This window comes from Leifsonia sp. EB34 (genome assembly GCF_041260585.1).
Classification (GTDB): Bacteria; Actinomycetota; Actinomycetes; order Actinomycetales; family Microbacteriaceae; genus Leifsonia.
The window spans coordinates 288,058-313,437 of record NZ_JBGCCV010000002.1 but is presented as its reverse complement, the minus strand read 5'-3'; the positions used below and the strand labels follow the sequence as shown (position 1 = coordinate 313,437).

27 protein-coding genes and 1 tRNA gene are annotated in these 25,380 nt (G+C 68.6%); 13 read left to right on the top strand and 15 right to left on the bottom strand.

All coding sequences use genetic code 11. The features are described from left to right. The 8 genes from essC to ABIA36_RS10920 form a co-directional block, all read right to left on the bottom strand. A complete protein-coding gene (essC, locus tag ABIA36_RS10955; RefSeq protein ID WP_369962394.1) occupies positions 1 to 4,458 on the bottom strand; it encodes a type VII secretion protein EssC in 4,458 nt (1,485 codons plus the stop codon). Further along, positions 4,455 to 5,348: a type VII secretion protein EssB gene (gene essB, locus ABIA36_RS10950; protein ID WP_369962393.1), complete on the bottom strand. Its 894-nt coding sequence runs from the start codon at positions 5,346 to 5,348 to the stop codon at positions 4,455 to 4,457. The genes essC and essB overlap by 4 nt, the downstream gene beginning before the upstream one ends. Then, positions 5,306 to 5,593 carry a hypothetical protein gene (locus ABIA36_RS10945; RefSeq protein ID WP_369962392.1) on the bottom strand — a complete coding sequence of 96 codons (288 nt, stop codon included), beginning with the start codon at positions 5,591 to 5,593 and terminating at the stop codon, positions 5,306 to 5,308. Before ABIA36_RS10945 ends, essB begins: the two co-directional genes overlap by 43 nt. After that, on the bottom strand, positions 5,583 to 5,834 hold the full coding sequence (locus tag ABIA36_RS10940; RefSeq protein ID WP_369962391.1) for an EsaB/YukD family protein: 252 nt from the start codon (positions 5,832 to 5,834) through the stop codon (positions 5,583 to 5,585). The genes ABIA36_RS10945 and ABIA36_RS10940 overlap by 11 nt, the downstream gene beginning before the upstream one ends. Continuing rightward, entirely contained in the window at positions 5,831 to 6,289 is a 459-nt protein-coding gene (locus ABIA36_RS10935) for a hypothetical protein (protein WP_369962390.1), read from the bottom strand. Before ABIA36_RS10935 ends, ABIA36_RS10940 begins: the two co-directional genes overlap by 4 nt. Before the next feature lie 25 nt (positions 6,290 to 6,314). Then, positions 6,315 to 6,605, bottom strand: a complete 291-nt coding sequence (locus tag ABIA36_RS10930) for a WXG100 family type VII secretion target (protein WP_369962389.1) — start codon at positions 6,603 to 6,605, stop codon at positions 6,315 to 6,317. A gap of 131 nt (positions 6,606 to 6,736) precedes the next feature. Beyond that, positions 6,737 to 7,114, bottom strand: a complete 378-nt coding sequence (locus ABIA36_RS10925; RefSeq protein ID WP_369963736.1) for a hypothetical protein — start codon at positions 7,112 to 7,114, stop codon at positions 6,737 to 6,739. A 98-nt stretch (positions 7,115 to 7,212) separates the two neighbouring features. Continuing rightward, positions 7,213 to 7,959 (bottom strand): phosphoglyceromutase, encoded by a 747-nt coding sequence (locus ABIA36_RS10920; protein ID WP_369962388.1) that lies wholly within the window; start codon positions 7,957 to 7,959, stop codon positions 7,213 to 7,215. 17 nt (positions 7,960 to 7,976) lie between these two features. Between ABIA36_RS10920 and ABIA36_RS10915 the strand changes: the two genes are divergently transcribed. Next, positions 7,977 to 8,813: a class I SAM-dependent methyltransferase gene (locus ABIA36_RS10915; protein WP_369962387.1), complete on the top strand. Its 837-nt coding sequence runs from the start codon at positions 7,977 to 7,979 to the stop codon at positions 8,811 to 8,813. A gap of 10 nt (positions 8,814 to 8,823) precedes the next feature. On the opposite strand, the gene ABIA36_RS10910 is transcribed toward ABIA36_RS10915, so the two are convergent. From ABIA36_RS10910 to ABIA36_RS10900, 3 genes are all read right to left on the bottom strand, one after another. Further along, entirely contained in the window at positions 8,824 to 9,945 is a 1,122-nt protein-coding gene (locus tag ABIA36_RS10910; RefSeq protein ID WP_369962386.1) for a folate-binding protein YgfZ, read from the bottom strand. A gap of 1 nt (position 9,946) precedes the next feature. After that, positions 9,947 to 10,543 (bottom strand): FABP family protein, encoded by a 597-nt coding sequence (locus ABIA36_RS10905; RefSeq protein ID WP_369962385.1) that lies wholly within the window; start codon positions 10,541 to 10,543, stop codon positions 9,947 to 9,949. Between the two features lie 126 nt (positions 10,544 to 10,669). Further along, a complete protein-coding gene (locus tag ABIA36_RS10900; RefSeq protein ID WP_369962384.1) occupies positions 10,670 to 11,011 on the bottom strand; it encodes a hypothetical protein in 342 nt (113 codons plus the stop codon). 114 nt (positions 11,012 to 11,125) lie between these two features. On the opposite strand from ABIA36_RS10900, the gene ABIA36_RS10895 reads away from it, so the two are divergent. From ABIA36_RS10895 to pstB, 9 genes are all read left to right on the top strand, one after another. After that, positions 11,126 to 11,818, top strand: coding sequence for a DNA-binding response regulator (locus tag ABIA36_RS10895; protein WP_369962383.1), 693 nt, complete (start codon positions 11,126 to 11,128; stop codon positions 11,816 to 11,818). Positions 11,819 to 11,964: 146 nt separating this feature from the next. Then, a complete protein-coding gene (locus tag ABIA36_RS10890; RefSeq protein WP_369962382.1) occupies positions 11,965 to 14,178 on the top strand; it encodes an RNA degradosome polyphosphate kinase in 2,214 nt (737 codons plus the stop codon). Beyond that, positions 14,175 to 15,113 (top strand): NUDIX domain-containing protein, encoded by a 939-nt coding sequence (locus ABIA36_RS10885; protein WP_369962381.1) that lies wholly within the window; start codon positions 14,175 to 14,177, stop codon positions 15,111 to 15,113. Before ABIA36_RS10890 ends, ABIA36_RS10885 begins: the two co-directional genes overlap by 4 nt. A gap of 101 nt (positions 15,114 to 15,214) precedes the next feature. Beyond that, positions 15,215 to 16,003: a hypothetical protein gene (locus ABIA36_RS10880; RefSeq protein ID WP_369962380.1), complete on the top strand. Its 789-nt coding sequence runs from the start codon at positions 15,215 to 15,217 to the stop codon at positions 16,001 to 16,003. 68 nt (positions 16,004 to 16,071) lie between these two features. Then, complete coding sequence (locus tag ABIA36_RS10875) at positions 16,072 to 16,932, top strand: L,D-transpeptidase (RefSeq protein ID WP_369962379.1); 861 nt, start codon at positions 16,072 to 16,074, stop codon at positions 16,930 to 16,932. Between the two features lie 163 nt (positions 16,933 to 17,095). After that, positions 17,096 to 18,190 (top strand): phosphate ABC transporter substrate-binding protein PstS, encoded by a 1,095-nt coding sequence (gene pstS / locus ABIA36_RS10870; RefSeq protein ID WP_369962378.1) that lies wholly within the window; start codon positions 17,096 to 17,098, stop codon positions 18,188 to 18,190. A 93-nt stretch (positions 18,191 to 18,283) separates the two neighbouring features. Then, entirely contained in the window at positions 18,284 to 19,231 is a 948-nt protein-coding gene (gene pstC, locus ABIA36_RS10865) for a phosphate ABC transporter permease subunit PstC (protein WP_369962377.1), read from the top strand. Next, the gene (gene pstA / locus ABIA36_RS10860; protein ID WP_369962376.1) at positions 19,231 to 20,328 is read left to right on the top strand and encodes a phosphate ABC transporter permease PstA; all 1,098 of its coding nucleotides are present in this window, start codon (positions 19,231 to 19,233) and stop codon (positions 20,326 to 20,328) included. Before pstC ends, pstA begins: the two co-directional genes overlap by 1 nt. Positions 20,329 to 20,375: 47 nt before the next feature. Continuing rightward, positions 20,376 to 21,155, top strand: a complete 780-nt coding sequence (pstB, locus tag ABIA36_RS10855; protein WP_369962375.1) for a phosphate ABC transporter ATP-binding protein PstB — start codon at positions 20,376 to 20,378, stop codon at positions 21,153 to 21,155. A 78-nt stretch (positions 21,156 to 21,233) separates the two neighbouring features. Here pstB and ABIA36_RS10850 read toward each other — a convergent pair whose 3' ends face one another. The 3 genes from ABIA36_RS10850 to ABIA36_RS10840 all read right to left on the bottom strand — a co-directional run bounded on the left by ABIA36_RS10850 (position 21,234) and on the right by ABIA36_RS10840 (position 23,483). Beyond that, the gene (locus ABIA36_RS10850; RefSeq protein WP_369962374.1) at positions 21,234 to 22,001 is read right to left on the bottom strand and encodes an anti-sigma factor domain-containing protein; all 768 of its coding nucleotides are present in this window, start codon (positions 21,999 to 22,001) and stop codon (positions 21,234 to 21,236) included. Further along, a complete protein-coding gene (gene sigK, locus ABIA36_RS10845) occupies positions 21,998 to 22,558 on the bottom strand; it encodes an ECF RNA polymerase sigma factor SigK (protein ID WP_369962373.1) in 561 nt (186 codons plus the stop codon). Before sigK ends, ABIA36_RS10850 begins: the two co-directional genes overlap by 4 nt. A gap of 295 nt (positions 22,559 to 22,853) precedes the next feature. After that, positions 22,854 to 23,483, bottom strand: a complete 630-nt coding sequence (locus ABIA36_RS10840) for a DNA-directed RNA polymerase subunit beta (protein ID WP_369962372.1) — start codon at positions 23,481 to 23,483, stop codon at positions 22,854 to 22,856. 57 nt (positions 23,484 to 23,540) lie between these two features. Between ABIA36_RS10840 and ABIA36_RS10835 the strand changes: the two genes are divergently transcribed. The 3 genes from ABIA36_RS10835 (at position 23,541) to ABIA36_RS10825 (ending at position 24,658) form a co-directional block, all read left to right on the top strand. Beyond that, positions 23,541 to 23,613, top strand: a tRNA-Lys gene (locus tag ABIA36_RS10835). 263 nt (positions 23,614 to 23,876) lie between these two features. Continuing rightward, positions 23,877 to 24,149, top strand: coding sequence for a type II toxin-antitoxin system YoeB family toxin (locus ABIA36_RS10830; RefSeq protein ID WP_369962371.1), 273 nt, complete (start codon positions 23,877 to 23,879; stop codon positions 24,147 to 24,149). After that, complete coding sequence (locus ABIA36_RS10825; RefSeq protein WP_369962370.1) at positions 24,146 to 24,658, top strand: N-acetyltransferase family protein; 513 nt, start codon at positions 24,146 to 24,148, stop codon at positions 24,656 to 24,658. Before ABIA36_RS10830 ends, ABIA36_RS10825 begins: the two co-directional genes overlap by 4 nt. A gap of 30 nt (positions 24,659 to 24,688) precedes the next feature. On the opposite strand, the gene ABIA36_RS10820 is transcribed toward ABIA36_RS10825, so the two are convergent. Further along, positions 24,689 to 25,303, bottom strand: a complete 615-nt coding sequence (locus ABIA36_RS10820; protein WP_369962369.1) for a hypothetical protein — start codon at positions 25,301 to 25,303, stop codon at positions 24,689 to 24,691. Between the last annotated feature and the right edge of the window lie 77 nt (positions 25,304 to 25,380).

Here is a 25,380-nt window from a genome sequence, read left to right as displayed (position 1 = left end):
TCACCCCTCGCTCTCGTTCGGGGTCGGCACGACGATGTGGTCCAGCTCTCCATCGATGACGGAGTGCAGCACGTTCTTGGCGTGCGCCTCCTTCTTCATGCCAAGCGGCAGGCCCTCGATGAAGCGCTGCCCGTTCAGGTCGCCACCGAAAAGGATCTGGTGCATGTTCTCCTTCAACGGCCCAGCCAATGCGAAGACGCTGTTCACCTTCGACAGGTGATCCAGAACGATGATCTGGACGCGCTCACTGCCCAGGCCGAGGAACTCGGAAATCTGATCCATCGGCAATGTGAGCCTGTCGAACACATCCGTCATGCCATTGATGACTACGCACCGCGGCACCTGCGTGCCATGCTCCACCAACTCGGCGAGCGCGAGATTCACCGTTTCGGCGTGGGCCTTCAGCGCCTTCTTGCCCACGTACAGCGCGGCTCCGGCCGCCAGGTGTGCGGGCAGCGCGTCATGAGCGTCGATCACCACCAGGTGCTCGGCGTCGACGGCATCGGCGATCTGCCGGATCAAGAACGGGTACAGCAGAGCGGCCTGCTTTCCCGACTCCGGGAAGATCGCCACCGATTTGCCCGTGAAGAGGTCCAGCGTCTCGGGCTCGGAAGTGAGCTTGTTCAAACCGAGAAGCAGCCTGTTCGACGCTGCGTCGCGCGTTGCGAAACGGGTGAACACCTCGGTTGTCAACTCCCGCGGCACCATCGGGATCCGGGCCGGCCGCGCACCGTCCCACGCGTCGTTCAGAGCGGTCACCTGCGCTTCGAGCGCCGCGAGGGTTTCGGAGCCGTTCTCGCCCTCCGCAGGCAGGTAGAACTGGATCGCTGTCGGCCCGTCGGCGAGGAGCTGGCCGCGGCCCGGGAGGTCGGTCTGCTGCAGCCGTTCCCGGCCCAGGAGCTGGGCCAGCTCGCTCTCGTCGTTCAGGTAGAGGCAGAGCTTCGTCGAGACGTTGCTGAGCATGTTCATGCGCACGCCGCCCACCCGGCTCGCACTCATCACGAGATACACACCGAGGCCTGCGCCCTCACGGAGCACCTGCAACAGCACGTTGTCGATCGTGTCTTTTCGGGAGTCGTTCGAAGTGAGGTTGTCGTAGCCGTCGAGCACGTTCAGCGTGACGGGGAGCGCTTGCGATGTCTTCGCCTCGTACTGGTCGAGATTCGCGACTCCGGCATCCTTGAACAGCTGCTTGCGGGTGGCCATCGCGTCCGAGACCGCGCTGAGCATCTTGTCGAGCTTCTCGCCCTCCTCCGGAGTGACGATGTCCGCGACGTGGGGCAGATCCTGCAGCGGGAGAAGCCCGTTGTTGCCGAAGTCGAACAGGTACACGTGCAGGTGTTCGGGGGTCCGGGTCTTCGCGAGGTTCACCACGATCGTCTGCAGCACGGTCGACTTCCCGTAATCCGGGCTGCCGAAGACGACGGTGTGCCCGGCGCGCGCAAGGTCGAAGTCGTAGCTCTCCTGCGCCTGCCGGCTCGGGATGTCCAGCAGGCCGAGCGGGATGCCGGACCGGCGCTCACCGGTGGGCTCCGGCGAAGCAATCCTCCCCGCCAGGCTCGGCACCCACGGCTTGTCCGGCTGCGTGAGCGCGTCGTCACTGTCGAAGACGTCGGCGATCGTGTCGATGACCGCTTCGAGCTGCGAGGGCAGGTCGCTCGTGTCTTTCCCCTGCTCGACCTCCTCGTCGGGGTCGAAGAACAGCTCGTACTGGCCGAGCTCGTTGATCTTGTAGATCCGCTCGTCCACCTTCTCGGTGACCTGCGCGTCGGGGTCGTACGGCACGCCGGCGTAGCCGCTCTGGAAGAGCTCGTACACCTCGTTCTGTCCGACCTTCAGGTAACCGCGGCCCGGGTTGGTGATGTGCGCAGCGTCTGTGGTCTTCAGCAGCTCGTTCGAGTCCTGCTCGCCCGCCATCTTCAGGGCGATCTTCGACGTGGAGTTCGCCTCGATCTGGTCGTTCACCACACCGCTCGGCTTCTGCGTCGCGAGGATCAGGTGCACGCCCAGGCTTCGGCCGATACGTGCGACCGAGGTCAGCTCGTCGAGGAATTCCGGGACGTTGGCCTTCAGCTCGGCGAACTCGTCCGACACCAGCACGAGGTGCGGCAGGGGCTTCGTCGGGTACTTCACCTCCGGCTTCGGGTCATGGCGCTGCTTGTACAAGGTCATGTACGCGTTGATGCTGTTCACGCCGTAGATCGCGAACTCACGCTGCCGTTTGTCGAGCTCCGCCTTGATGCTCGCCAGCGCCCTGGCCGTGCCTGCGCCATCGAGGTTAGTGATGGCGCCCATGAAGTGCGGCAGCCGGTCGAGCGTGTTCGCGATGCCGCCGCCCTTCCAGTCGATGATGAGCATGCCCACGTCTTCGGGAGAGAAGTTGATCGCCAGACCGATGAGATACGTCGTCAGGAACTCCGACTTGCCCGAACCCGTCGTGCCGCCGACGAGCGCGTGCGGGCCGTGCGCGCGCTCGTGCAGGTCCCAGAACACGTGATCGGACTTGCCGCGCCAGCCGATCAGCGACGCAATGGACTTGTTCGGTTCGGCGCGCGCCCAGCGGTCAGCGATCCGCAGGTCGTCGACGGTCTTCACTTCGTACTGTTCCAGCAGGCTCAGCGCCTCCGGCACGGCGTTCTTCTCGACCTCAAGGTGGTTCAGATTCGAGAGCTTGCGGAGGGAGTGCTCGAGGTCGGGAGGCAACGGGTAGGGCGTGAACGGTGTGGCCACATACACGTCGTTGTCGGTGACGAGCTCACCCTTCACCTGGTGCGGCGCCTGGATGAGCGCGGTCACCGTCTCGGGCAGCAGCTTCGCGTCCTCGCTGCACCAGACGACGGTCACGCCCAGCTCGCTCATATCCTCGGCGAGCAGCTCGTTGATGCCGTGGCCGGCGAGGTGGCGGTCGTCGGAGATGGTGAACACGTAGTGCGGCGAGAACTGCGGCTTCTGCGTGCCCGCGTCCTTCAGAGCCTGCTTGCGCTTCTGGAGGAGCTGGTAGAAGCCGTTCAGCACCACGTCGCGCAGCTTGTCGTTGTGGATCAGACCGCGCATGTTCAGCTCGTGCAGCTTGAAGTGCGGTAGCAGCCGCCAGGCGGTCCATGTCTTCCCGTACTCTTCGCGAGAGAGCAGGCTGATGAAGTTCACGTCACGGTAGGAGTGGAAGAACGCCGTCTGAAACAGCAGGGATTGGACGTAATCGGTGACGTTTCCGGGAGGTCCGACGAACCCGAGCGTCTGGCCGGCCAGGCCGATCGGAGTCGGCGCGTCACGCTGGGTGCGGAACCCCGAGGCGAGTTCCGACACGTGCTGCGCGTCGACGCTCGAGTCCTTCTCGCTCACGTCGGAGGACACCTTCAACGCCGAAGGTCGATCGGACCACCCCAGCGAGGCGCGCAAGAAGTCCTTGTTGAAACGCTGACGCTCGTAGATCCTCGGGTCGTATGCCTCGACCATGACCGCGAGCTCGTGCGGGCTCGGGAGCTGGTACCGGAGCACATCGCGCTCTTCTTCGTACGCCTGGGAGATGGCGCCGACCGTCCTCACGAGGTAGCGGGTGTAGTCCTCCTCGGCCGCGACGGCGGAGGCTTTGGCCTCCCTCTTCTCCGTGACGTACTGCGACACCGTGAACGACGCCGTCAGCAGGGTCGCCAGACCCATACCGAGCATCATCGCCGGATTGCTCCCGATGATCATCGTCGTCACGCCGGACGCCGCGATCATGAAGAACGGCGGCGCCACCATGCGCAGGAGCCGGTTCTTCGGCTTCGCGCCCGGCTTGTCCGGCCCCTGCAGCGCGAATTCGGCGTCCTCGACCTCCAAGTTCAGCTTCGGAGACCGTCGATAGTCGGGAAAATCCGGCGGGAACTCCCTCTCGGGCGGCTGCACCAGCACCTTCGTGTGGTCGAACTCCACGTCCGAGGCGAAGGCGGTGATCTTGAACTGCGTCGGCCGCATCTCGAGGATGAATCCTGCGGTCAGCACCACCGTGCCGACGACGAGCTCGCAGAGCTGCCGATCGGTGACCGCGACATCGTCCACATACACGAGTTGCCCCTGAGGCTCGACGATCAGCGAGTCCCCCTGGACGATCAGCAGTGGCGAGCCCGCTGCTCTGACGCTTGCGTAGGGCACATCGCCGATCACGAGATCACTGGTCGTCGCGGCGACGAAACACTCGGTGCGAGCGAGCGCGGCGGGTACGACCACGCACTGCAGCGCGACGACGGTTCCCGGTCCGGCGCCGATCAGATCCCCGTCGACATACAGTGCATCGTTGATGACGCTGAACTTGTGGCCCTCGTGCTCGACGAACGGGTGCTCTTCGGTGAGGGCCAGCCTGACGGCTCTCTGCCCGTCGACGGCGTACACGAGGAACAGCAGCTCGCCCGGGTCGAGCCGGGAGTCGAGGGCCGCTGTCTGGACGCCGGCGGCCTGCTCGGTCTCGAACACGCTCATTTCGCGGCCGCCGTGTCGTTCGCGCCCTCCAGCGTGGCCGTCAGCTCATCGATGGCCTTCGCGTACTCGTCCAGAAGTTTCTGCTTCTCACCACCGGGCATCTGGGAGTTCAGCTTGGTCGACTGGTACAGGTCGGTGTAGGCGAGCAGCGTGAGCTGCTCGTCGCCGAGGTTCTGCGCGTAGTCGAGGGCCTGCTCGAACTCACCGCGGCCGATGGCGATCCAGTAGTTCAGGGTGACGTCGTCGGACTTCTGGGAGATGGTGTTCAGAATCGCTTGCTTCTGCGTGGCGGTGAGGTCGTCGAGGTTGACGCTCGACACCGCCAGCACGTACTTCGCGGACGCGGGCAGGGAGGTGGCCGCGAAGCCCTCCAGCTCGGTCAACGTGCCGCCGTAGTCGTTCGCGAGGAAGCGTGCTTGAGCTGCGACCACCGCGTCCTGCAGCCGGTTGTGGCTCGCGGTCTGCCACGCGAACACTCCCGCCACCACCGCGGCGGCGAGGCCGAGCGCGCCAACAGCCCGATACCCCGAATACCGGCGCTTCGACACGCTGACCTTGCGAGCCGCGACGTGCGCCTGCTCGGTCTTCAACTGCGCATCGATATATGCGAACAACTCGTCGGTCGTCGTCGTCTCCCGCACCGCAGTGGAGAAGGTGTCCCGCAGCGCCGCTGCCCCGCCGAGGAGCTGCTCGAAGGCGAGCTTGGGGCGGAAGATGTGCAGCACCATCGCCTGCAGCGAGGCGAAGAAGCGGGCTTCATCGAACGTCATCGGAGCGAGCATGCCCTGGAGGCCGCAGTGCACCACCCGAAGCAGGCCGCCGTTGAGATAGACGTTGTCCGGATGGATCACCGGCACTCGGAAGCCGTCGCGGTAGCCGACGCAGGCCACGAGTTTCTGAGCCAGCGACAGCCGTTCCAGCCGGGTCTCGGCCCGAGCGACCGCATCCCGAAACTGACCTCGCCGTCGGCGAGAGCGTAGACGACCACGAGCCCGGCATCGGTCTCGTGGGCGTCGACGTACCGGGCGATCACGTCGAGACTCGCCCCGTCGTAACCGTTCTTGTCCACGCTCGCGCGGAGCTCGCCGGAGCTCGCTTCGAGTTCGAGAACCGTTCCGTCTATCTCACTGTGCATTGCTCGCTGAAGTCACAATCTGGAGGCGATCGCCGTTGCCGATCCCATAGGAGGAAATGAAGTCGTGTCCGCTCACCACGAGGGCCTTGTCGTCGAGCGTGAACGAGAAGCCGTCAGGCAGCAGGGTGCCCTTCGCGGCGAACGCGTCCCGGATCAGCTGCCGCAGCCGGTCGAACCGGACGGCGGACGGCACGAGGAGGTCGATCTGCCGGTGGGCATGGACGAGGGTGATCTCGATCACGACGTCACCCGACTCCTTCTCGCCCAGCGTCTTCCCAAAACGATGCCGGCCACGAGCACCAGCGGCACCGCGACAACCGCCACCACCCACTGAAGGACAGGCGACTCCGTGCGATCATCCGACGACGAAGCGATCACGTCGGAGGTGTAGTTCTCGAACAACAGCGCTTTCACCGACTCGTACTGCTCACCGGACGAGTGGGCGCCGCCGAAGGTCAAGGCGTCGACGACGCTCAGCCGTTCCGCTGACCTCTCCCGCTGCTGGTCGACGCGCGCGGTGAGGCGGTCGGAGAACAGGCGGCTGCGAATCGCGAACTCGCCGGAGGAGCCTGTCCCGGCCGACTCATTGACGAGGACGGTCGTGTTGAGGCTCAGCCTGCCCGCATCGTCCGAGTCGTCGGCCGCGGCCGAGACGGAAGACGCGCTTGTCGCCAAACCGACCGCCAGCGCGGCCACGGCCGAAGCCCCGACGATGAGCCGACTAGAAGCCGAAGCTCTGCGCATCCTGCGCGTCACGCTCGGCGATGGTGTCGGCGTACTTGTTCAGCTGCTCGTTGATGTTGACGAGCAGCTCCTCGAACTTCTTCACGCTCTCGTGCAGCTGGTTGTACTGCTCGAGGTAGGCCTGGAACGCCTGGCCCTTCCACTGGTCGGCGATCGTCGAGTTCATCTGGTTGACCTTCTGAATCGCCTGCTCGATCTCTTCCTTCGAGCGCGTGTAGACCTGAGCCTGCTGCTTCAGTTCTTCCGGTGTGACGCTGATCTGGCCCATGAGAAACCCCCTGCTTCGAAACAAAACGTGCTACCGCGTAGAGCGCGGTATTTCGCCTTCGAAGCTATAAGCTCACGCGCTCTCTGTCAAATCTCGAACCTGACATGCGAGCACACACATCCCGGTCGCGGTCAGGCGAGCGGGATGCGCGCGGCGATCCTTCGGGAGCCGGCGGCGCGCTCGACGAGCGCGAGCTCCACCACGGAGGAATGGTCGCCGGGGGCGAGGGCGCCGGAGCGCTGGTCGCTCGCGTGCGGCCGGTAGCCGGCGCGGATGTGGCGCGGGTCGGCGATCACGGCGCCCGCGGCCTCCAGTGCGTCGACGCATGCCGTGTGCAGCGCGAGCAACGCCGGCGACGGCCGGACCAGCGTCACGGGAACCGCGCGCCGGTGACCGAACGACGCCCGCGCACCCGCGACGACGGGGATGCGCGGGCCGTGCGGCAGCAGCGCGGCGACGGCCTCTGCCTCCAGCTCGATCTGGAACGGAGGGACCACAGTGATGTGCAGCGGCCAGTCTCCCGACGCGAACTCCCCCGGAACGACGACGTCGCCGCCGCGTCCCGGCAGGAACGCGACGACGACGAACGACGGACTGGCCGTCTGGCCTACTTCTTGCCCTGGGCCGCGACGGCCGCGGCGCCGGCGGCGGCGGCCTCCGGGTCGAGGTACACGGCCGGCTCGATCGGCGCGAAGGTCTCGTCGAGCTTGTAGACCAGCGGGATGCCGGTGGGGATGTTGAGCTCGGCGATCTCCTCGTCGGAGATGCCGTCGAGGTGCTTGACGAGCGCGCGCAGCGAGTTGCCGTGCGCGGTGACCAGAACGGTCTTGCCCTCGGCGAGGCTCACGGTGATGTCGGACTCCCAGTACGGCAGCATGCGGGCGATGACGTCCTTGAGGCACTCGGTGCGCGGCAGGTCGTCGCCGAGGCCGGCGTAACGCGGGTCGTTCGCCTGCGACCATTCGCTGTCGTCGGCGAGCGGCGGCGGCGGGACGTCGAACGAGCGGCGCCAGACCTGGAACTGCTCCGGGCCGTACTTCTCCAGTGTCTCCGCCTTGTCGAGGCCCTGGAGTGCGCCGTAGTGGCGCTCGTTCAGGCGCCAGGAGCGCTCGACCGGGATCCACAGCCGGTCGGCGACGTCGAGCGCGATGTTCGCGGTCTGGATGGCGCGGGTGAGCACCGACGTGTAGAGGATGTCGGGCGCGAGACCGGACTCGGCCAGCAGCTCGCCCGCGCGGGTGGCCTCGGCGACGCCCTGCTCGCTGAGCCGGACGTCGACCCAGCCGGTGAACAGGTTCTGCTGGTTCCACACACTGTTGCCGTGGCGGAGGAGGATCAAAGTGTAGGGGGCCATGCGATTAATCTTGTCACATGCCCTCCACGTCCTCCCGCGCTCCCGGCGTGGTCGGCTCGGTGACGCGCGGCACCACGAACACGAACCGGCTGCGTCGGGTGGACCGCTGGATCGCCGCACTCCCCGAACTGCGCCGCACGGGCGATCCGCTGGTCGTTGACCTCGGCTACGGCGCGAGCGGCGTGACGGCGTTCGAGCTCCAGCACCGGCTGGCCAAGGTGCGCCCGGATGTCGAGGTGCTCGGGCTGGAGATCGACCCGGGCCGAGTCGCGACCGCCGTGGCCCAGCTCGAGTCGGTGCGCGCCGGCGGCACCGGCTTCGATCCACGGGCGCGGGTGGGCTTCGCGGTCGGCGGTTTCGAGGTGCCGCTGCCGGCGGGCCGGCATGCCGCGGTGATCCGGGCGTTCAACGTGCTGCGCCAGTACGACGAGTCGGAGGTCGCGGCCGCCTGGGAGCGGATGCTCGGCCGGCTGCAGCTCGGTGGTGCGCTCGTCGAGGGGACCTGCGACGAGATCGGACGGATCGCGAGCTGGGTCACGCTCGACCGGACGGGGCCGCAGACGTTCTCCATCTCGCTGCGGCTGCGCGGGCTCGACGCGCCGAGCATCGTGGCCGAGCGGCTGCCGAAGGCGCTCATCCACCGGAACGTCCCCGGCGAGCGCGTGCACGCCTACCTCGCGGACCTCGACCGGCTCTGGCGCGTCCACTCGCCGCTGGCCGCCTACGGGCCGAAGCAGCGCTGGATGGCGGCGGCGCAGGGGATGCGCGGCGCCGGCTGGCCGGTCGTCGGCGGGCGGTCGCGGTGGCGGCTGGGCGAGCTCACCGTGGCGTGGGAGGCTGTCGCGCCGGCGTAGGCGACTGCGGTCAGCTCTGCGGCGCGCGGGGCGTCCGCGTGACCGCGCCCAGGCGCGGAAGGTGCGGGACGTGCGCCTCGGCTCCGGCCTCGGGGGGCACCACCACCTCCTGAGCGGCAGCGACCGGCGTGCCGTCGGCGTCCACCGTCAGCGTGGCCGTCGCGTCGGTGCCGCGCTTGACGATCGCGAGCGCGATCGGGCCGAGCTCGTAGTGCAACGCGGAGGAGGTCACCGTGCCGACCACGCGGCCGTCGAGCGTGACCTCGGCGCCCCGCACCGGGTGGACTCCCTCCGACCCGTCCAGGTGCAGCATCACCAGACGGCGCGGAGGATGGCCGAGGTTGTGCACCTTGGCGACCGTCTCCTGGCCGCGGTAGCAGCCCTTGGTGAGGTGGACGGCCGTGCGCAGCCAGTCCAGCTCGTGCGGGATGGTGCGCTCGTCCACCTCGGTGGCGAAGCGTGGGCGCCAGGCGGCGATCCGCAGGGCGTCCGCGGCGAGGGTGCCGGCGGCGGTCAGCTCCCCGGACTCGACCCTGGCGACGATCGACGGGAGCGCATCGCGCGGCACGACCCGCTCGCTCCAGCTCCAGTTCGCGCCGGGATGCTCGCCACGGGCGTACTGGTGGCCTCCCGGCGTCACCGCGTGCCACGGGTCGTGCCAGATCAGCGGGACGCCGTTCGGCGCGGCGATCGGCAGCGGGGGCTCGCCGAGCGTCCCGATCGTCGCGAGTGTCTCGGAGTGGTCGGCGAGCTCGACCCGCAGCATGAAGCGCATCGAGTCGAGCCAGGCGAGCAGGCCGGCGGCCTCCGGGCTGTCCACCAGCAGCCACAGCGTCGACCCGTCCTCGATCAGCCGCACCGCGTGCTCCACGCGGCCGGTGACGTCGAGCAGGAGGGTCTCGGACGACTCCCCCGGCTGCAGGCCGAGCAGGGACTGGCTGGTCAGCGAGTTGAGCCAGCTCAGCCGGTCCGGGCCGGTGATCGAAAGCACAGCACGGTCGGACAGGTCGACGATGGCGCCGCCGTCGACGAGGGCGCGCTGCTCCGCGAGCGGGTTGCCGTAGTGCGAGGGGACGCCGGCGTCGGCGATGTCCACCGCGCCAGGGAGGGAAAGGAAGGGGGAGGCGTCCACGTCAGTCGACCTTGGCGAGGCGTGCGGAGGCGTGCGTGCGCAGCTCCTGGCCGAGCGCCGCGATGTCCCAGGCCCACAGCAGGTGGCCCTCCACGAGCCCGTAGAGGCGGGTCGCCGCGCTGTACTCCTTGGCTCCGGCGGTGCGCACGACGGCGTCCGTCGCCAGGTCGATGCGCGGGCCGTTCACCTGACCGATGTAGAGCTCGCTCACCCCGTCGGGGTGGATGATCGCCACGTCGATGTCGAAGCCGCCGCTGGACGCACGCAGCGTCTCCACCGACTGCGCGGTGCCGAACGGTCGCGTGCCCAGGCCGGGCAGCATCGCCGGGCCGGGATCGCCCTCGACCAGGGTGCGGCTCAGCCGCCAGTAGCCGGTCTCCGCCGCGAGCGGGGTGCGGTCGTCATCGAGCACCCACGAGGTCGCGGAGTAGTTGAGGTAGGCCTCGCCGTCGTGGCTGAAGCTCACCCGCTGGCCGAACTCGAGCTGGGTGTGCTCCTCGCCGACGGCGTAGTCGACCACGCCGGTCCCCTCCCAGACCCCGATCAGCCAGGAGAGCGGGACGAGTTCGGCCGGAAGGTCGGTGGGGAGCTCGATCATGCCTAGCGCTGGCCGCGGAAGAGGTTGTAGACCACCACGCCGGAGACACCGAGGATCGCGAGCGTGGCCAGACCCAGCAGGCCGATGAAGAAGAGTTCGAGAGCGACGAGCATACGGCCAGTCTACTCAGTGCCCGAGCGTGACGAGGCCGAGAATGCCCCCGATGACGCCGAGGATGACGAAGCTCCCGGTCAGCGTGGTCGCCAGCCGGTTGACGAAGCCGTCCTTGCGCTGGGTGGCGAGCTGGGCTCCGAACGACGCGATCACGCTGACGCCGAGCGCGAGCGACAGCCAGGACGCGTACTGGATGGGATGGGAGAGGAACGCGATGAGCACGCCCAGCACCAGCGCGAGCGCCCACACCCCGCCGACGCTCAGCGCGACCATCGAGCGCGGCATCGGCTCGGGAGGCGGTCCAGCGGCGGCGGCGGGACCGAGAAGGCCCGGATCGGACGGCGTCTCGCTCATCCTCCTATTGTGCCGTGCGCGGGGCAGACCGTCTCCCCCTGTGACGTCCGCGATCTGGCGCCGTAAGCGTTTCCGGTAGCATTGCCGCACAAAGACGGGCGAGGAGGATACTGGGTGGCGCAGCTTCTGATCCTCACGTCCGCTCCCGACGCGGAGGTCCTCCCGGCTCTCGGACTCCTCAGCCACCGCGTCCGGCAGATCCCCGCCGAGCCCGCCTCCCTGGTCAACGCCCCCGCCTGCGATCTGATCTTCGTCGACGCGCGGCGCGACCTGGCGAGCGCGAAGTCGCTGTGCAAGATCCTCACGACGACCGGTATCACCGTCCCGCTGCTGCTGGTGCTCACCGAGGGCGGCCTCACCGCGGTGAGCGCCGACTGGGGCGTCAACGACGTGGTGCTCGACAGCGCAGGCCCGGCGGAAGTGGACGCCCGCATCCGGCTCGCGATCGGCCGGCAGACGCAGGAGCACTCGCAGACGAAGATCCAGGCATCGGGCATCACCATCGACGAGGCGAGCTACTCGGCCAAGGCGCACGGGAAGGCCCTCGACCTCACCTTCAAGGAGTTCGAGCTGCTGCGGTTCTTCGCCACGCACCCCTCGCGGGTCTTCACCCGCGAGCAGCTCCTGAGCGAGGTGTGGGGCTACGACTACTTCGGCGGCACGCGCACGGTCGACGTCCACGTGCGGAGGCTGCGGGCCAAGCTCGGCGACCTGGAGTCGCTGATCGGGACGGTGCGCAACGTGGGCTACCGCTTCAATGTGTACGAGGACGAGAACGACCGGCTGCCGTCGTCGGTGCGGCCCTAGGGCGTTGGTCCAGGGCGTTGGTCCAGGGCCTTGGTCTGCGGCGTCGGTCCGCGGCGTTCTCCTCCACCGTTCGCAGTGCGAGGTCGTTTCTTCACAGTTAACCGAACCCGTGCCGCCAGCCGGGCGCGCGGTGCCATGATGGGGGCATGGACGGCGAGCGCACTGCACTGGAGAACGGCTTACTCGACAACGGGCTGAGCGGCAGCCTGGGCAGCGACTTCGACGACGACTTCGCCCCCTTCATCTACGAGCCGGACCCGACGCTGCCCGAGAACCGCTACCTCGATCGCGAGCTGAGCTGGCTGGCGTTCAACCAGCGGGTGCTCGAGCTCGCGGAGGACCCGCTCCTGCCGGTGCTGGAGCGCGCCAACTTCCTCGCGATCTTCGCCAGCAACCTCGACGAGTTCTTCATGGTCCGCGTCGCCGGGCTCAAGCGCCGCATCGCCACCGGCCTCGCGGTTCCAACGAACATCGGCCGCGCACCGCAGGACGTGCTGGCCGACATCTCCGAGAAGGCCCACGAGCTGCAGGTGCGGCACGCCAAGGCGTACCGCGAGCTCGTGCTGCCCGCCCTCGAAGCCGCCGGCATCACGGTCTCGTCGTGGGACGAGCTCGACGAGGCCGACCGAGCGCAGATGCGCGAGGTGTTCTCGCAGCAGATCTTCCCCGTGCTGATGCCGCTCGCGGTCGACCCGGCGCACCCGTTCCCCTATATCTCCGGGCTCTCGCTGAACCTCTCCATCCGAGTGCGCAACTCTCGCACGGGCAAGGAACAGTTCGCGCGCCTCAAGGTGCCGCAGATGCTGCCGCGGTTCGTCCGCATCGACCAACGCGAAGGGCTCGGCCAGGTGCGCTTCCTCCGCCTGGAGGATCTGATCGCCAACCACCTCGGCGACCTCTTCCCCGGCATGGAGATCCTCGATCACCACGTCTTCCGCGTCACGCGCAACGAGGACGTGGAGATCGACGAGGACGAGACCGAGAACCTCATCCAGGCGCTGGAACGCGAGCTGCTGCGCCGGCGGTTCGGCCCGCCCATCCGGCTCGAGGTCACCGACGACATGGACGACGTGACCCTCGGGCTGCTGGTGCGCGAGCTGGACGTCACCGAGCAGGAGGTCTACCGCCTCCCCGCTCCACTCGACCTCGGCGGGCTCTTCGACCTGGCCCGCATCGACCGGCCCGACCTGCACTACCCCAACCACGTGCCCACCACGGCGCCGCAGCTCATGCCGAGCGAGCCGAACGCGAAGCCCGACGTCTTCGCCGCCGTCGCGCGCCAGGACATCCTGCTGCACCACCCGTACGAGTCGTTCGCGACGAGCGTCCAGGCGTTCCTGGAGCAGGCGGCCGCCGACCCGCACGTCCTCGCCATCAAGCAGACGCTCTACCGCACCTCGGGGGACAGCCCGATCGTCGAGGCCCTCATCGACGCGGCGGAGGCGGGCAAGCAGGTGCTGGCGCTGGTCGAGATCAAGGCGCGGTTCGACGAGCAGAACAACATCTCCTGGGCGCGCAAGCTCGAGAAGTCCGGCGTGCACGTCGTCTACGGCCTGGTCGGGCTCAAGACGCACTGCAAGCTCGCGCTGGTCATCCGCGAGGAGAAGGGCGTCCTCAAGCACTACAGCCACATCGGCACGGGCAACTACAACCCCAAGACCTCCCGGATCTACGAAGACCTCGGCCTGCTGACGGCCGACGACCAGGTAGGCAAGGACCTCACCCGGCTCTTCAACGAGCTGTCGGGTTACGCGATCGAGAAGAAGTTCAAGCGGCTCCTGGTCGCCCCGCTGCACCTGCGCAAGGGCCTGCTCAAGCGCATCGACACGGAGGCGGCGAACGCGGCGGCGGGCCGGCCCTCCGGCATCCGCATCAAGCTTAACTCCATCGTCGACGAGGCGATCATCGACGCCCTCTACCGCGCCAGCCAGGCCGGCGTGCCGGTGGAGCTGTGGGTGCGCGGCATCTGCGGGCTCGTCCCCGGGCGCGAGGGGCTCTCCGAGAACATCCGGGTCCGCTCGGTGCTGGGCCGGTACCTCGAGCACTCCCGAGTGTTCTCCTTCGTCAACGACGGCGACCCGCACGTCTACATCGGCAGCGCGGACATGATGCACCGCAACCTCGACCGCCGGGTGGAGGCACTGGTGCGGCTGGCCGCCCCCGAGCACCTCGCCGAGCTCGACCGCCTGTTCGATCTGGCGTTCGACGAGCGCACCGCGGCGTGGACGCTCGCGGAGGACGGCGTGTGGACCCGGCACCACGTGGACGAGAACGGTGCGCCGCTCACCGACCTCCAGACCAAGCTGATGCAACAGGCCGCCCACCGTCCGCGTTCGGCCCGCACGGGAACCAGGCGGTGAGCCTCGCCGTCTACGCCGCGGGCGCCCTCTGCTGGCGCGTCGTGGACGACAAGATCGTCGTGCTCGTCGTGCACCGCACCAAGTACGGCGATGTGACCATCCCGAAGGGCAAGGTCGACCCGGGAGAGACACTGCCGCAGACGGCCGTGCGGGAGATCCTCGAGGAGACCGGCCTCGCCATCACGCTCGGCGTGCCGCTCGGCACCTCCGCGTACCCGCTCAGCTCGGGACGGGAGAAGATCGTCCACTACTGGGCGGCGGAGGTGGCCGATCACGCGATCGAGCGCTCGACCTTCGTGCCGAACACCGAGATCGCGGCGATCGAGTGGGTGTCGCTGAAGAAGGCGCGCAGCTACCTCACCTACGAGCGCGACGTGGAGATCGTGGAGGCGTTCGAGGCGCTGGTGCGCCAGGGCGTCACGTCGACGTTCGCGCTCATCGCGCTGCGCCACGGCAAGGCGGTGCCCCGCGGCGACTGGTCGGGGCCCGACGCCTCCCGCCCGCTCACCGAGCGCGGTGTCCGCCAGGCGGCCGGCGACGTGCCGACGCTGCTCGCCTGGAGCCCCAAGCGCATCCTCACGAGCGACGCGGTGCGCTGCGTCGCCACCGTCGCGCCGCTCGCCGCCGCGACCGGGATCAAGCCGCACCGCGAGCCCGGCCTCAGCCAGGACGCCTACGAGGCCGGCGACGGCGAGGTGCGCACGATCATCGGCAAGCGGGTGCGCTCCCGCAGGACCGCCGTGCTCTGCAGCCACGGACCGGTCCTGCCCGAGATCCTGCGCGAGATCGCGCTGGCCACCGGCACGATGCCGGGCGGCTACCTCACCGACGCCGCCGACCTCGACACCGGCGGATTCTCGGTCGTGCACCTCTCGGCGACGAACCCGTCGTCCGGGATCGTCTCCATCGAGACGTATGCACCGCCGGTCGAGTGAGCCTCAGTGAAATACTGATGTTTATTTGAGGTTCTTCCGGTTAGCACGCTAGATTGGCACGGTCGTCCCACTCGGGATGGATGTACCAACCAAGGGGAAGCATGCTCTCTACCACTCGCACACGCCTGACGCTCGGCGCCGCAGCGGCCGCCGCCGTCATCGGCGGGCTCTTCGTCGCCGCACCGGCGAACGCCGCCACCGGCGAGCTCACGCTCGCGAACTCGACCTTCACCGCCGGCGACTGGGGCTCGGGCCTCGACGTCTCGGGCTCCGGCTTCACGGCCGACACCACCGTCACCATCACCGTGAGCTACCCCGACAACGGCACCGTCCTCGGCCAGCAGGACGTCACGGCGGACGCCACGGGCGCCTTCGCGAACGAGGTCTTCACTCCGACGTCGAACCTGCCGCTCCCCGCGGTCGGCGAGGACGTCGTCGTGCAGGCCACGTCGACCGACGGCGACACCTCCAACACGGTCACCCTCGACGTGCTCGCGCCGAAGGGCATCTCCGCGAACACCACGACCATCTCGACGGAGGACCTGACCGACTCGAACGTCGGGGTGGAGATCACCGCCTCGGGATACACCCCGGGCGAGACCGTCACGCTGACGACCGTCTACAACGGGGACACGCTCCCGGCCATGACGTACACCGCCGACCGTAGCGGGAGCATCTTCGCGGGCGTCTACCTCGCGAAGGGCACCGCCGTCGCCGGCCAGCTCGAGTTCACCTTCACCGGTGAGACCTCGGCCGTGGCCAACTCCATCACCATCACCGTCACCGGTGACGACATCGAGGCTCCCGGCGGCCCCGGCCTGCCTGCCCCGGCGCCGATTGTGGACGCCCCCACCACCTCGGGCTCGAAGCTGCCCGTCGTGAGCGGCTGACCCCAGGATCGACCGCACAGCGGGGTGGACGCGTTCAGCGTCCACCCCGCTTCTCGTCGGAGCATCAGATGAAACGCCTTCCCCTCGCGGCGACCGCCGCCCTCCTCGCCCTCCTCGCCCTGTCGGGCTGCGCCCCAGGCACGCCCGCGGCCACGACCACCCCGAGCACCTCCCGGACGCCGGAGGCCGCCGGCCCCGCCCTTCCACCCGCCATGACGCCGTCGGCGATCGCCGCGCTCCCCGCGGCGGTCTACGATGCGGTGATCCCGGGCCTCCTCGCCGCCCCAGGGGAACTCCGCACCGCGAACGCGTCCTCCGTGGCGTTCGACACCCCGGTGTACGGTGCGGACTTCGCCACGCCCGTTGCGCGCGTCCCCGCCAAAGACTTCCTCGGCAAGCCGACCGTCGTCGTCGCCGTCGCGACCGAGGGTGCCTGGTCGATGGTGCTGACGGCCAGCCGTCAGCACCTCCCCTCGCAGGCCGGCGACGGTACGACCGCGCCCGCCCAGACGGCCGCGTGGGTCCCCACCTCGGCGCTCGGGACGCCCGTTTCACTCCCCCGTCGCATCGTCGTGTCCGTCTCCGCGCAGACGCTCGCCATCACCGACGCCGACGGGAAGGCGGAGCAGACCTTCCCCGTCGGCGTGGGCACCGCGGAGACCCCGACGCCCACCGGAGCGACCGGATACCTGCAGGCCCGCTACCTGGACCCGGCCCAGGGCCAATCCGTGCACCGCATCCAGCTCACCTCGCTGCACGCGACCGCCGCCGACGAGCCCTACGGCGGTGCGGACGGCGGCCTCATCGGCATCCACTACCAGGATGTGGCGTCCGGAGCCGTGTCCCACGGCTGCGTCCGGCTGGGCGCCGACGCGATCGCCGCCGTCGACCGGCTGCCGCTCGGAACGCCGATCACGGTTCAGGACTGACGGCGCGAACGGCCGCCGAACCCATGCGTGCGCATCAAGAGGTCGCTGGTCGTTAACCTTCCGTTTACCAGTGCGGGGGACTCTGGTCAGACACCGGGAATAGCGTCTCACGAGGGTCGCACCGACCCCGTCCTGTTGTTACTGATCCCCGGAAGGGACAACTGTGAAACTGAAGCGTCTTGGCGTTCCCGTGGCACTTCTCGCCGCCGCCGCCATTTCCCTCACCGCCTGTGCGTCGAACGAGGGCAGCACCCCGGCGACCACCACGGCCAAGCCGTCGAACCTCTCCGGCACGCTGAACGGCATCGGCTCGTCCGCCCAGGGCGCCGCGCAGACCGTCTGGGCCGCCGGCTTCCAGCAGGCCAACCCGAAGGTCACCGTCAACTACGACCCGCAGGGCTCCGGCGCCGGTCGCAAGAGCTTCATCTCGGGTGCGGCGGACTTCGCCGGCTCCGACGCCGCCCTCAAGCCGGAGGAGCTCGCCGGTACGTTCGCGGGCTGCGCCGCCGGCGCCAAGGGCATCGACCTCCCGGTCTACATCTCCCCGATCGCCATCGCGTACAACGTCGACGGCGTGAAGGACCTCAAGCTGGACGCCGACACGATCGCCGGCATCTTCTCGGGCAAGATCACCACGTGGGACGACGCGAAGATCAAGTCGCAGAACTCGGGCGCCACGCTCCCGTCCGCGCCGATCACCGTCGTGCACCGCTCGGACGACTCGGGCACCACGCAGAACTTCACCGACTACCTCTCGGCGAACGCTCCCACCGTGTGGACCGCTCCGGCCTCGCAGACCTTCCCGTTCCAGGTCGGTGACGCCGCCAAGGGCACCTCCGGTGTCGCGGACGCCACCAAGAACGCGAAGAACTCGATCACCTACATCGACGAGTCGGGCTCGGCCGGTCTCTCGATCGCGCAGCTGAAGGTCGGCGACACCTACACCAAGATCAGCGCCGACGGTGCTGCCAAGGTCGTGGCCGCCTCCCCGATCGCCTCGGGTCGCGGCACCAACGACCTGGCCATCCAGATCAACCGCAAGGACACCTCCAAGGGTGCCTGGCCGCTGGTCCTGGTCTCGTACGTGATCGCCTGCCAGCAGTACAAGGACGCCGCCAAGGCGGACCTGGTCAAGGGCTACGTCGACTACATCATCTCCAGCGACGCGCAGAAGGCCGCCGCGGACCAGGCCGGCTCGGCTCCGCTGTCGAGCGACCTGTCCTCCAAGGTCAGCAAGGCTGTCGCCAGCATCAAGTAACACCCCGGCCGCTCGGCCTGGACCGCACCCCGGTCCAGGCCGAGCGGCGCATCACACTCACCCCACCGGGGACCCGATGAGAGAAAGCAACGAATGACCGCCGGAACCGCAGGAGCCATCAGGCCGAAGGCGAAAGTCCGCCTCGGCGACCGCGTCTTCTCCACCTCGACTGTCGTGGCCGGGTCGCTGATTCTCGCCACCCTCGCCGCCGTGGCGCTCTTCCTCATCATCCAGAGCATCCCCGCTCTGGGAGCCGGCGCCGGCCAGCTCCCCAACAACGCCACCAACTTCTGGGCATGGGTCTGGCCGCTGGTCTTCGGCACTATCTGGGCGGCGCTCATCGCCCTGATCATCGCGACGCCGCTGTCGATCGGGATCGCCCTCTTCATCTCGCACTACGCGCCCCGCCGCGTCGCTCAGACCCTCGGCTACATCATCGACCTCCTGGCAGCGGTCCCGTCGGTGGTCTTCGGCCTCTGGGGCATCGCGGCCCTCTCGTCATTCGTCCAGCCCTTCTACGCCTGGCTCGGCCAGTACGTCGGCTGGTTCCCGCTCTTCGCCCCGCCGGTCTCCGGCACCGGCCGCACCATCCTCACCGCCGCCATCGTGCTCGCCGTGATGGTCATCCCGATCATGACGGCGATCTGCCGCGAGATCTTCCTGCAGACCCCGCGCCTGCACGAGGAGGCGGCGCTCGCGCTCGGCGCGACCAAGTGGGAGATGGTCCGCATGGCGGTCCTCCCCTTCGCCCGCAGCGGCATCGTCTCCGCGATCATGCTCGGCCTCGGCCGCGCGCTCGGCGAGACCCTGGCGATCGCGATGGTCCTCTCGCCCGCGCTGATCGTGAAGTTCGCCGTGCTGCAGGCGCAGAGCCCGAACACCATCGCCGCGAACATCGCGCTGCAGTTCCCGGAGGCCACCGGCCTCGGCGTCAACGCGCTCATCGCGTCCGGCCTGGTGCTGTTCGTCGTGACCCTGCTGATCAACATGCTCGCCCGTTACATCGTCAGCCGCCGTGCGGCCTTCTCTGGAGCGAACTGATGGCCGCCACCACGACCGCGACCGCGGCGCCCCGCCCGCTGACCAACTCCTACACCGCCGGAAAGCTGCCGCGCTGGGCCCCGTGGGCGATGCTCGTCGGCTCCTGGGCCGTCCTGATCGCCGTCTTCGCGATGCTCGCGGCCAGCGGCGCCACCAAGGGCTTCAACCCCGTCGGCGCGATCTTCTTCGGCACCGTGCTCTTCGACATCGCGATCTACACGACGTCGCTGCTGGTCGAAGGCAACCGCAAGGCGAAGGACCGGCTGGTCACCTCGCTCGTCGCCACCGCCTTCATCATCGCGCTGCTGCCGCTGATCTCGCTCGGCTGGACGGTCGTCGCCCAGGGCCTGGCACGGTTCGACATCACCTTCTTCTCCGAGTCGATGCGAAACGTCATCGGCGAGGGCGGCGGCGCGCTGCACGCCATCGTCGGCACGCTGATCATCACGGCGCTGACGGCGATCATCTCCGTTCCGATCGGCCTGCTCACCTCGATCTATCTCGTGGAGTACGGCCGTGGGCCGCTCGCGCGGGCCATCACCTTCCTCGTGGATGTGATGACCGGCATCCCGTCGATCGTCGCCGGTCTGTTCGCTTACGCCCTGTTCGCGCTGATCTTCGGCCCGGCCATCCGCAACGGCTTCATGGCCGCCATCGCGCTGTCCGTGCTGATGATCCCGGTGGTCGTCCGCTCCAGCGAGGAGATCCTGCGGATCGTGCCCAACGAGCTCCGGGAGGCGTCCCTCGCCCTCGGCGTTCCCAAGTGGCTGACTGTGGTCAAGATCGTCCTGCCGACGTCGCTCGCAGGCCTCGTGACCGGTGTCATGCTCGCGATCGCCCGCGTGATCGGCGAGACCGCGCCGCTGCTGATCGTCGCCGGCTTCACGACGAGCATGAACTACAACCCGTTCCAGGACCGCATGATGACGCTGCCCGTGTTCGTGTACACGCAGTACACCCAGGCGGCCGGCCTGCACGCGCAGGCCTCCATCGACCGCGCCTGGACCGGTGCGCTGGCGCTGATCATCATCGTCATGCTCCTGAACCTGGTCGGCCGGATCGTCGCGAAGGTCTTCGCCCCCAAGTACGGCCGCTGACCGCGGACTCCACAGCTTCAGCCCGAAGAACGCAGACAAGGAAAAACGTGTCCAAGCGCATCGAAGTCAACGACCTCAACGTGTACTACAGCAAGTTCCTCGCCGTGGAGGGCGTGTCGCTCACCATCGAGCCCCGGACGGTGACCGCGTTCATCGGCCCGTCGGGCTGCGGCAAGTCGACGTTCCTCCGCACGCTGAACCGCATGCACGAGGTCATCCCCGGCGCATACGTCGACGGCGAAGTGCTGATCGACGGCAACAACCTCTATGGCGCGGGCGTCGACCCGGTGCTCGTGCGGCGTCAGGTGGGCATGGTCTTCCAGCGCCCGAACCCGTTCCCGACCATGAGCATCCGCGACAACGTGCTCGCCGGCGTCAAGCTCAACAACCGCCGGATGTCGAAGAGCGAGTCCGACGACCTCGTCGAGAAGTCGCTGCAGGGCGCGAACCTGTGGAACGAGGTGAAGGACCGGCTGAGCCTCCCCGGCTCCGGTCTGTCCGGCGGCCAGCAGCAGCGCTTGTGCATCGCGCGAGCCATCGCGGTCTCCCCCGATGTGCTCCTGATGGACGAGCCGTGCTCGGCCCTCGACCCGATCTCCACCCTCGCGATCGAGGACCTGATCGAGGAGCTCAAGAACGACTACACGATCGTGATCGTCACCCACAACATGCAGCAGGCCTCGCGCGTCTCCGACCGCACCGCGTTCTTCAACATCGCGGGCACCGGCAAGCCGGGCAAGCTCATCGAGTACGCCGACACCAACATGATCTTCTCGAACCCGACCCAGCAGGCCACCGAGGACTACGTCTCCGGCCGCTTCGGTTGAGCCGCCGCACCGCATGAGCGAGGCCCACGGGATGTCCCGTGGGCCTCGCTTCGTTCGGTCGGGCGAGCGGCGCCCGGCTCAGGAGTTGATCGCGACGATCGGCTTCGTCGTCGGCTGCTTCGAGCCGCCGCTCGGCTCGACGGTCACTCCGACCGTGTCGCCGGGCGTCATCGTGCCGGCGAGGACGCGCCAGGTCGCGACGTGGCCGCTGGAGTCCATCGTGCCGGCGGGGATGGCGGCGCCGCCGCGGATGTACCAGAGCTCGTAGGTCTTGCCGCCGGCGAGCGGCGGGAGGTCGGTGGCGACGAGCGCGGACTGGCCGAGCTTGGCCGACCACACGAGCGTCGCCGTGCCTCCCCCGGCGATGGGGGCGCTGCTCCGCTGCGCGTCCGGGGCCGCGTTGAGGGCGGCCAGGGCGGTGGACTGCTGCTGCTGGTAGGAGTCGGTGCCGGCGAGGCTGACGCCGACGAAAGCGCCGGCGATGAAGAGGATGACGGCGGCGGCGGCGGAGGCGAGGATGGCGCCGGGGCGCTGGAACCAGCGGCGGGCTGCGCGCTGCTCGGCGGGCGTCGCGTGCTGTGTGACCGCGGGGGCTGCCGGGGCGGGGGCTGCCGGGGCGGGCGCTGCCGTCGTCTGGGCAGGCTCCTCCTCCGGGGCGAGCTGCGGCGTCTCCGCGATCCGCGCGAACAGAGCGGCCTTCAGCGCAGGCGACGGCTCGACCGGGTCCGCCGCGAGGGCGAGCTGGGCGGCGGTGTCCTCGAAGTCCTGCGCCTCCCGGGCGTTCTCCGCACCGAGGCGGCCGCCGAGGCTCGTGGGGTCCACGGAGTCGCGGTTCTCGTCGGTCATCGGGTCACCCCCAGTTCGTCGCGCAGGCGTATCATCGCATCCCGCAACCGGGTTTTGGCTGTGCCGAGGGGGATGCCGAGCTCGGCCGCGAGCTCGCTCTGGGTGAGCCCGCCGTAGTAGGCGAGCGCGACGGCTTGCCGCTGCGCCTCACTCAGCTTCGCCATCGCCACCTCCACTCGCTCGTGCTCTACCCGGACCTCCACCGTCTCCGCCACCACGTCGAACGCGGTGGGCAGGTCGCGGATGCCCACCGCGGTGTCCCGGTCGTGCGAGGCCTGGGACGCGCGGATGCGGTCGATCGCCCTCCTGTGTGCCATCGTCAGGACCCAGGTGAGCGCTCTGCCCTTATTCGGATCGAAACGCGGAGCGGATTGCCACGCCTCCAGAAAGACCTCCTGGGCGACCTCCTCGGACTGCGCGGCGTCGATCAGGACGCGCCGGATCAGGCCGAGCACGCGGGGCGCCGTGCGGTCGTAGAAGTCGGAGAACGCGCGCTGGTCGCCCTGCGCGGTGCGCAGGAGGAGGCCGTCGAGTTCGGCCGCCGGGGCGTCGTCCACCGTTTTGTTCTCCACTCTTCGCCGGCCGCTGTCGTCCTTGAGCGTAAACCACCGTGCGACGACCGCGATCGCAACAGGCGGACGGGCATGAAAGAGCCGGACCGCAGAACGCCTCTCGGCGCGAGGCCGCTCGAAGCGGCAAGTATTGGAGCCCGGGGTTACTGCGGTCCGGCTTCGTCAAGCATACAGGAGGCCGCCGCCGGCTTCACGGCGTGGCGTTCGCAGGGAGAGAACGGCGAACGGGAATACGCGCCGGGCTGCGGTCGGCCTGCGGTCGCTCTGCGCTCGGATGCACTCAGTCGAGCGAGTCGGTGCGCCACAGCCGTGCGCAGGTCGTGAGCTCCTCCGCCGTGCGGGTGAAACGCAGCGCGCGCGTGGTCAGCTCGCTCGCCCGCTCGGGGTCGAGCGCCTCCCGATCGTCGGCCAGGGACACGCACCCCGCCGCCGTCACCCGGCAGAACGCGGCCGCCCGATCGAGCGCGACGGCGAAGTCACCCTCGAACACCCCGCGCAAGATTCGGTCGGCGAGCTCGGTCACCTCCCCCGGCCCGGCCGGCGTCGGCGCCCCCGCGACAACGGGGTCGATCGAGGAGAGGACCTCCGTGCCACGCTGGTAGAGCAGCGCGGTGCCCTCGGCATCCTGCCGGATCAGCAGCCGCAACAGGTAGATGCGCCACAAGGCCCCTGGCAGGCTCTTGGGGTTGGACCGCGCCCACAGCTCGGCGATCGCGTCGATGCCGTGCTCGTCGGTGTACGCGACCAGCCGGTCCACGATCTCCGGATCGGGGTCCTCACGAACGCGCGCGAGCAGCGCCTGCGCGGTCTCGTGGGCGACTTTGCTGATCTGCGCGGGATCATCCCCACCGAGAAACGCCTCGAACATCCCCCCGGGAAACAGCGTGGGCTTGTGATAACGATCGGGCATCCCCCCATTCTGCCCCGGCACGGGGAGCGACGGAATCCACGCTAGATTAGAGGACGAGGGCCTCTAGCTCAGTCGGTAGAGCATCGGACTTTTAATCCGCGGGTCGTGGGTTCGAGCCCCACGGGGCCCACCTAGTAGATCAAAGGGATCCAAGCCCAGCGGCTGGAGAACTCCGACGACCAGTTTCGCGAGCCCACTCGACCACCGCAAGCACGTCCGGCGCTTCCGAAACCTGCCATTCGTCAACAAACCACGCAGTGTGTTCCACGGCCGGAGGCGCCCACAACCGGACCCAGTAATTGGCGGCGTCTCCGCTGATCTGAGGAACGTCGCCGTTAGTGACGAATATGGCCTCCATCGGGCGAGCGTATCTTGCAACGCAGTTCTTGAGCAGTGCCCAGGGTACAGTCGCTTGGCTGGGCGTGGTCGCGACGCAGCGATGAAGCCAATCGGCTCGTGTACCTGGTCGACGACACTTACGCGATCATTCTTCAGGCCCGTTATCACTACTGGCCGAGCCACTCTGGGGCCCGTTTCATGGCGCCCCGCGAGACGTCAGCCCTATGCGAGCCCATCCGACTCGTTGCGCATTGCCCAAACTCGGCGGGCGATCGACTCGTAGTGCTCGATCGACCCCGCCAGACAACTGCCAGACTGGCTGTGTGATCGCGGAACTCGATTTGCCGGTGAGCGTGGGCTCGACCGAGGCCATCCGTCTCCGACGAGCGATGCCGGCCGATCTGGACCGGATCATCGAGCTACTCGCCGACGATCCCGTCAGCGCGACGCGCGGCGATGTGGCGGCGGAAAACGACCGCCCCGCGTACGAGGCCGCGTTTGCAGCCGTCCAGGGCGACGCCGCCAACGAGATCATCGTTGCTACGGATCGAACCGGCCGAATCGTCGGCACTCTGCAGCTCACCAGGATTCCCGGCATGACGCGTCGAGGATCGACCACGCTCCTCGTGGAGTCGGTCCGTGTCTCGAGTTCGACGCGCTCCACCGGGATCGGTACAACGATGATGGGCTGGGTGCTCCGTGGCGCAGCGCCCAGCGTCGGCGCCGGTGTGGTGCAACTCACCTCGGACGCGCAGCGGGCTGACGCTCACCGCTTCTACGAACGACTCGGCTTCGTCGGTTCGCACATCGGCTTCAAGTACCGCGTGGCCGACTGATCGCCCCCCAGGGGCTGCGCGCTCCGTCCCCTACCGGCCCACCGAGTTCGCCGGTCCTGTCTGCGCGCCACCAGCCGAAGCGCACTTGGCGCCTGTGGGCACGACGATGACGTCGACCCGGATGGTGACGGTGTCGCCTTCTGGCACGAATTCGAACTCGATCGAGTCATCAGGCTTCTGCGGGGCGTGCTCGACGATCGCGGAGTTCTCGCCCGGGCCGGTCATAGTGCCGTCGGCGGCGAGACCTTGGACGGGGTGCTGGGTGAGCCAGGTGGAGGCCTCGGTGAGGTGTGCGCGGTCGGTCGACCACCACTTCGTGGCCTCCACCAGCCAGTCGCAGGCCGGGGTCGTGGCCGGGGCACTGGGGCTGGACGGCGGCGGGGCGCCGAGGGTTCGCACACCGGGCGGTGGGACGGCCGAGGCGACCCAGTCGCGCGCGAGGGTGACGGCGTTCGGATCGTTCGGTGGCGTCCCGCTGACAGGGCCGGCCAGGCCGGAGACGAACGCGGGAACACCCGTCGACGGGGATGTCTGATTCTGCGCCGGGTCTCCGGACGCCGGGTGGGTGGGCGTTCGACCACAGGCGGTGAGCGCGAGGGTCACCGAGACCGCGACGACGGCGAGCGCCACGCTACGTCGTCTCATCGCACCCCCCGGGCAACGTATCCACACCGGAGGCGGAGGCCGCCGGCAGATGATTTCGGATGTTACCACCCGCGTCG